The organism is Streptomyces cahuitamycinicus (assembly GCF_002891435.1).
Lineage (GTDB): Bacteria > Actinomycetota > Actinomycetes > Streptomycetales > Streptomycetaceae > Streptomyces > Streptomyces cahuitamycinicus.
The window spans coordinates 1-4,960 of the sequence record NZ_POUC01000516.1 but is presented as its reverse complement, the minus strand read 5'-3'; the positions used below and the strand labels follow the sequence as shown (position 1 = coordinate 4,960).

The 4,960-nt window shown below is 72.1% G+C and carries 5 protein-coding genes; 3 read left to right on the top strand and 2 right to left on the bottom strand.

Translation table 11 applies throughout. From position 1 onward, the window contains the following. Both C1J00_RS38150 and C1J00_RS38145 read right to left on the bottom strand, forming a co-directional pair. Window positions 1–434, bottom strand: a 434-nt coding sequence (locus tag C1J00_RS38150) for an aldehyde dehydrogenase family protein (protein WP_146046339.1), incomplete at its 3' end; no start/stop codon positions are given. Between the two features lie 8 nt (window positions 435–442). Further along, window positions 443–1,807: a glutamine synthetase family protein gene (locus C1J00_RS38145; RefSeq protein WP_102913481.1), complete on the bottom strand. Its 1,365-nt coding sequence runs from the start codon at window positions 1,805–1,807 to the stop codon at window positions 443–445. 84 nt (window positions 1,808–1,891) lie between these two features. Here C1J00_RS38145 and C1J00_RS38140 point away from each other — a divergent pair, with 84 nt between their 5' ends. The 3 genes from C1J00_RS38140 to C1J00_RS38130 all read left to right on the top strand — a co-directional run bounded on the left by C1J00_RS38140 (window position 1,892) and on the right by C1J00_RS38130 (window position 4,938). Beyond that, complete coding sequence (locus C1J00_RS38140; RefSeq protein ID WP_102913480.1) at window positions 1,892–2,632, top strand: FadR/GntR family transcriptional regulator; 741 nt, start codon at window positions 1,892–1,894, stop codon at window positions 2,630–2,632. Window positions 2,633–2,781: 149 nt separating this feature from the next. Next, window positions 2,782–4,227: an ethanolamine permease gene (gene eat / locus C1J00_RS38135; RefSeq protein ID WP_102913479.1), complete on the top strand. Its 1,446-nt coding sequence runs from the start codon at window positions 2,782–2,784 to the stop codon at window positions 4,225–4,227. Between the two features lie 36 nt (window positions 4,228–4,263). Further along, window positions 4,264–4,938 (top strand): gamma-glutamyl-gamma-aminobutyrate hydrolase family protein, encoded by a 675-nt coding sequence (locus C1J00_RS38130; RefSeq protein WP_180989848.1) that lies wholly within the window; start codon window positions 4,264–4,266, stop codon window positions 4,936–4,938. Window positions 4,939–4,960 lie beyond the last annotated feature (22 nt).

Genomic DNA, 4,960 nt, shown 5'->3' with positions numbered 1-4,960 from the left:
GCGGTGCCCCAGGCGGCGATCGGCAGGGGGAAGTTCCAGGGCGCGATCACGCCGACGACGCCGAGCGGTTCGAGGATCGTGACGTTCAGCCCGCCGGGCACCGGGATCTGCCGGCCGGTGAGCCGCTCCACTCCCCCGGCCGCGTAGTCGAGCAGGTCGCGGACGTTGCCGGCCTCCCAGCGGGCGTTGCCGATGAGGTGCCCGGCTTCGCGGACCTCCAGCCGGGCCAGTTCCTCCAGGTGCTGGTCGACGGTGGCCGCGAAGCGGCGCAGCAGCCGGGCGCGGTCGCCGGGGGCGAGGGCGGCCCAGACGCGCTGCGCCCTGGCGGCGTGGGTGACGGCCGCGTCGACGTCGGCGGGACTCGCCCCGGCGACGGCCGCGACGACCTCCTCGGTCGCGGGGTTGAGTACTTCCAGAAGGTGCTCGGAAGACAAGAGGGACCTCACAGGCGTTCGAAGGAGCGGCGCAGCTCCCAGTCGGTCACCGCGGCGTCGTAGGCGTCCAGTTCGACGCGCGCCATGTTGCGGTAGTGGGCGACGACCTCGTCGCCGAAGGCGGCCTGCGCGACGGTGCTGTTCTCCCAGAGCTCGGCGGCCTCGCGCAGGGTGGTGGGGACATGGTCCAGGTCGGCGGCGTAGGCGTTGCCGGGGCAGGGCTCGGGCAGTTCCAGCTTCTGCTCGATGCCGTGCAGTCCGGCCGCGACCAGTCCGGCGACGGCGAGGTAGGGGTTGACGTCGCCGCCGGGCAGGCGGTTCTCGAAGCGCAGGGAGCGGCCGTGGCCGACCACGCGCAGCGCGCAGGTGCGGTTGTCCTGGCCCCAGGCGACGGCGGTCGGGGCGAAGGAGCCGGGCTGGAACCGCTTGTAGGAGTTGATGTTGGGGGCGTAGAGGAGGGAGAAGTCGCGCAGGGCGGCGAGCTGGCCGGCCAGGAAGTGGCGCATGACCTCGGACATGCCGCCTTCGAGGTCGCCGGCCATGGCGTTGGTGCCGTCGGCGTCGGCGAGCGAGAGGTGGATGTGGCAGGAGTTGCCCTCGCGCTCGTTGTACTTGGCCATGAAGGTGATCGACATACCCTCCTGGGCTGCGATCTCCTTGGCGCCGGTCTTGTAGACGGAGTGCTGGTCGCAGGTGACGAGGGCCTCGTCGTAGCGGAAGGCGATCTCGTGCTGGCCGGGGTTGCACTCGCCCTTGGCGCACTCGACGGTGAGGCCGGCGCCGGCCATCTCGTTGCGGATGCGGCGCAGCAGGGGCTCGATGCGGCCTGTGCCGAGGACCGAGTAGTCGATGTTGTACTGGTTGGCGGGGGTGAGGCCCTTGTAGCCGGAGTCCCAGGCCTGTTCGTAGGTGTCCTTGAAGACGATGAACTCCAGCTCGGTGCCGACCTGGGCGGTGTAGCCGAGCTCGGCCAGGCGCTCCAGCTGGCGGCGCAGGATCTGGCGCGGGGCGGCGACGACCGGGGAGCCGTCGCTCCAGGCGAGGTCGGCGTGGAGCATGGCCGTGCCCTCGTTCCAGGGGACGCGGCGCAGGGTGGTGAGGTCGGGGCGCATGGCGAAGTCGCCGTAGCCGCGGTCCCAGGAGGACATGGCGTAGCCGTCGACGGTGTTCATCTCGGTGTCGACGGCGAGCAGGTAGTTGCAGCCCTCGGTGCCGTGCTCGAGGACCTCGTCGAGGAAGAAGCGTGCGGCGAACCGCTTGCCCTGGAGCCGCCCTTGCATGTCGGGGAAGGCCAGGACGACAGTGTCGATCTCACCGCCGGCGACGAGGGCGTGCAGCTCCTCGACGCTCAGCGGGGGTGTGCGGTCTGCCACGGGAAGGCCTCCTAGGCTCCTTGGGTCCGCCGGGAGCCATAAGGTATTGCGGAGAACCATTGCTTGGGAAGGGGGTGCGGCCACATGCCGGAGGAAGCTGACGGCGGCGGGGTGGAGCGCGACGGGCTGACGCCGGTGCTGCGGCCGGTGCGCGCGGGCAACGGCTTCGAGGAGGCGCTGGAGCAGATCCTGCAGGTCGTACGGCTGGGGCTGGTGCCGGGGGGCGAGCGGCTGCCGGCCGAGCGGGAGCTGGCGGACCGGCTGGGGATCAGCCGGGTGACGCTGCGCGAGGTGCTGAAGGTCCTCCAGGACCAGGGTCTGGTCGAGTCGCGGCGCGGCCGGTACGGCGGCACGTTCGTGCTGCCGCGCGCCGACGCCGTCGGGGAGGACGAGCTGCGGCGCCGGGTCGCCGAGGTCGACATAGAGGACGTGCTGCGCTTCCGGGAGGTGCTGGAGGTGGGCGCGGCCGGGCTGTGCGCGGCGCACGGGCTGGAGCGGAGGCAGGCCGGCCGGCTCCGTGAGGCCCTGGCCCGCACACACGACGCGCCGCTCGCCGACTACCGCCGCCTGGACACGCTGTTGCACCTCACGATCGCCGAGCTGTCCGGCTCACCCACGCTCACCGCCCAGTACGCGGCCGTCCGCGCGAAGGTCAACGACCTGCTCGACTGCATCCCGCTCCTGGTCCGCAACCTGGAGCACTCCCAGCGGCAGCACACCGCCCTGGTGGAGGCAGTGATCGAGGGCGAGGCCGACCAGGCGCGGGAGATCATGCGCGAGCACTGCGGGGGCACGGCGGCGCTGCTGCGGGGCTTCCTCGGCTGAGCCGGGCGCTGTCGTGGCGCGGTGAGGATTTACGGGCGATTGACGCACGGGGCTTGCCATCGCCCGGTCGGCACCGCAAAGGTATGGCTCCGTTCCATTGAGTCGTAGCCCGCTCGCCCCATGACCGCCGCCCCGTCGGGAGTCCGCCCATGTCCCAGGAACCCACCGTCACACCCGCCGCCCCGGAGGGCGACGACTATCTGGAACGCAGAGCGCTGCGCCGCGGCAGCGCCGGCTGGGTGCTGCTGACCGGCCTCGGCGTCGCCTACGTCGTCTCCGGCGACTACTCGGGCTGGAACTTCGGCCTGGCCGAAGGCGGCTTCGGGGGCCTGGCGATCGCCATGGTCCTCATGGGCGCCATGTACACCTGCATGGTCTTCGCCCTCGCCGAGCTCTCCTCGATCCTGCCCACGGCCGGCGGCGGCTACGGCTTCGCCCGGCGGGCGCTCGGCCCGTGGGGCGGCTTCCTGACCGGCACGGCGATCCTGATCGAGTACGTCCTCGCGCCGGCCGCCATCGTCATCTTCATCGGCGACTACGTCGAGTCGCTGGGCCTGTTCGGCCTGGAGTCCGGCTGGCCGATGTACCTGGTCTGTTTCGCGATCTTCCTCGGCATCCACCTGTGGGGCGTGGGCGAGGCGCTGCGCTTCAGCTTCGTCGTCACCGGCATCGCCGTGGTCGCCCTGATCGTGTTCGCGCTGGCGGCGCTGCCCGACTTCTCCTTCGCGTCGCTGGACGACATCCCGATCGACGCCTCCGCCGCCGGGGCGAGTTCCTGGCTGCCGTTCGGCCTGCTCGGCATCTGGGCGGCGTTCCCGTTCGGCATGTGGTTCTTCCTGGGCGTGGAGGGCGTACCGCTGGCCGCCGAGGAGACGAAGGATCCGGCCCGTACGCTGCCGAAGGCGATCCGCTGGTCGATGGGCATCCTGGTGGTGCTGGCGGTGGTCACGTTCTTCGCGGCGGCCGGGGCACGCGGCTCCGACGCGATCCAGGGAGCGGGCAACCCGCTGGTCGAGGCGCTCCAGCCGAACGGCGAGGCCACGACGCTGAGCCGGATCGTGAACTACGCGGGCCTGGCCGGCCTGGTGGCGTCGTTCTTCTCCCTGATCTACGCCGGCTCGCGCCAGCTGTTCGCGCTGTCCCGGGCGGGCTACCTGCCGCGCTTCCTGTCGCTGACCAGCCGCCGCAAGGCACCGTACCTGGGCCTGCTGGTGCCCGGCACGATCGGCTTCCTGCTGGCTGCTCTCTCCGGCAACGGCGCGCGGATGCTGAACATCGCGGTCTTCGGGGCGACCATCTCCTACGCGCTGATGTCCCTGTCGCACATCGTGCTGCGGCGCCGCGAGCCTGAGCTGCCGCGGCCGTACCGGACGCCGGGCGGGGTCCTGACCTCCTCGGTCGCCCTGGTGCTGGCGTGCGCGGCGCTGGTGGCCACGTTCCTCGTGGACGTGACGGCGGCGTTGATCGCGCTGGTGGTCTACGCGGTGGCCGTCGGCTACTTCGGCCTGTACAGCCGCAAGCGGCTGGTGGCGAAGGCGCCGGAGGAGGAGTTCGCGGCGCTGGCCGCGGCCGAGGCAGAGTTGGCACGGGACTAGCTGTCGAGTGGAGAGGGAGTTGTCGTGGCCAGGCCGTTGATCGGGGTCAGCACCTATCTGGAGTCCGGGGCGCGCTGGGGTGTGTGGGAGCTGGAGGCCGCGCTGCTGCCGGTGGGCTATCCCAGGCTGGTGCAACGGGCGGGCGGCCTGGCCGCGATGCTGCCGCCCGACGCCCCGGAGCTGGCCGCCGAGGCCGTGGCCCGGCTGGACGGGCTGGTCATCGCGGGCGGGCCGGACGTCGAGCCGGTCCGCTACGGGGCGGAGCGCGAGGAGCGGACGGGGCCGCCGGCGCCCGATCGGGACGCGTGGGAGCTGGCGCTGATCGACGCGGCGCTGGCGTCGGGCGTGCCCCTGCTGGGGATCTGCCGGGGCATGCAGCTGCTGAACGTCGCTCTCGGGGGCACGCTCGTGCAGCACATCGACGGGCACGCGGAGGTCGTGGGCGTCTTCGGGGGGCATGCCGTCAAGCCGGTGCCGGGGAGTCTGTACGCCGGGGTCGTGCCGGAGGAGTCGTTCGTCCCGACGTACCACCACCAGGCCGTCGACCGCCTGGGCGAGGGCCTGGTCCCCTCGGCGTACGCGGCGGACGGCACGGTGGAGGCGGTGGAACTCCCCTCGTCCGACTGGGTCCTGGGCGTGCAGTGGCATCCGGAGATGGGGGAGGACGTGCGGGTGATGAGGGCGCTGGTGGAGGCGGCAGCGGCGGGCTGAGTACCGAACCCTTAGCCCGTCC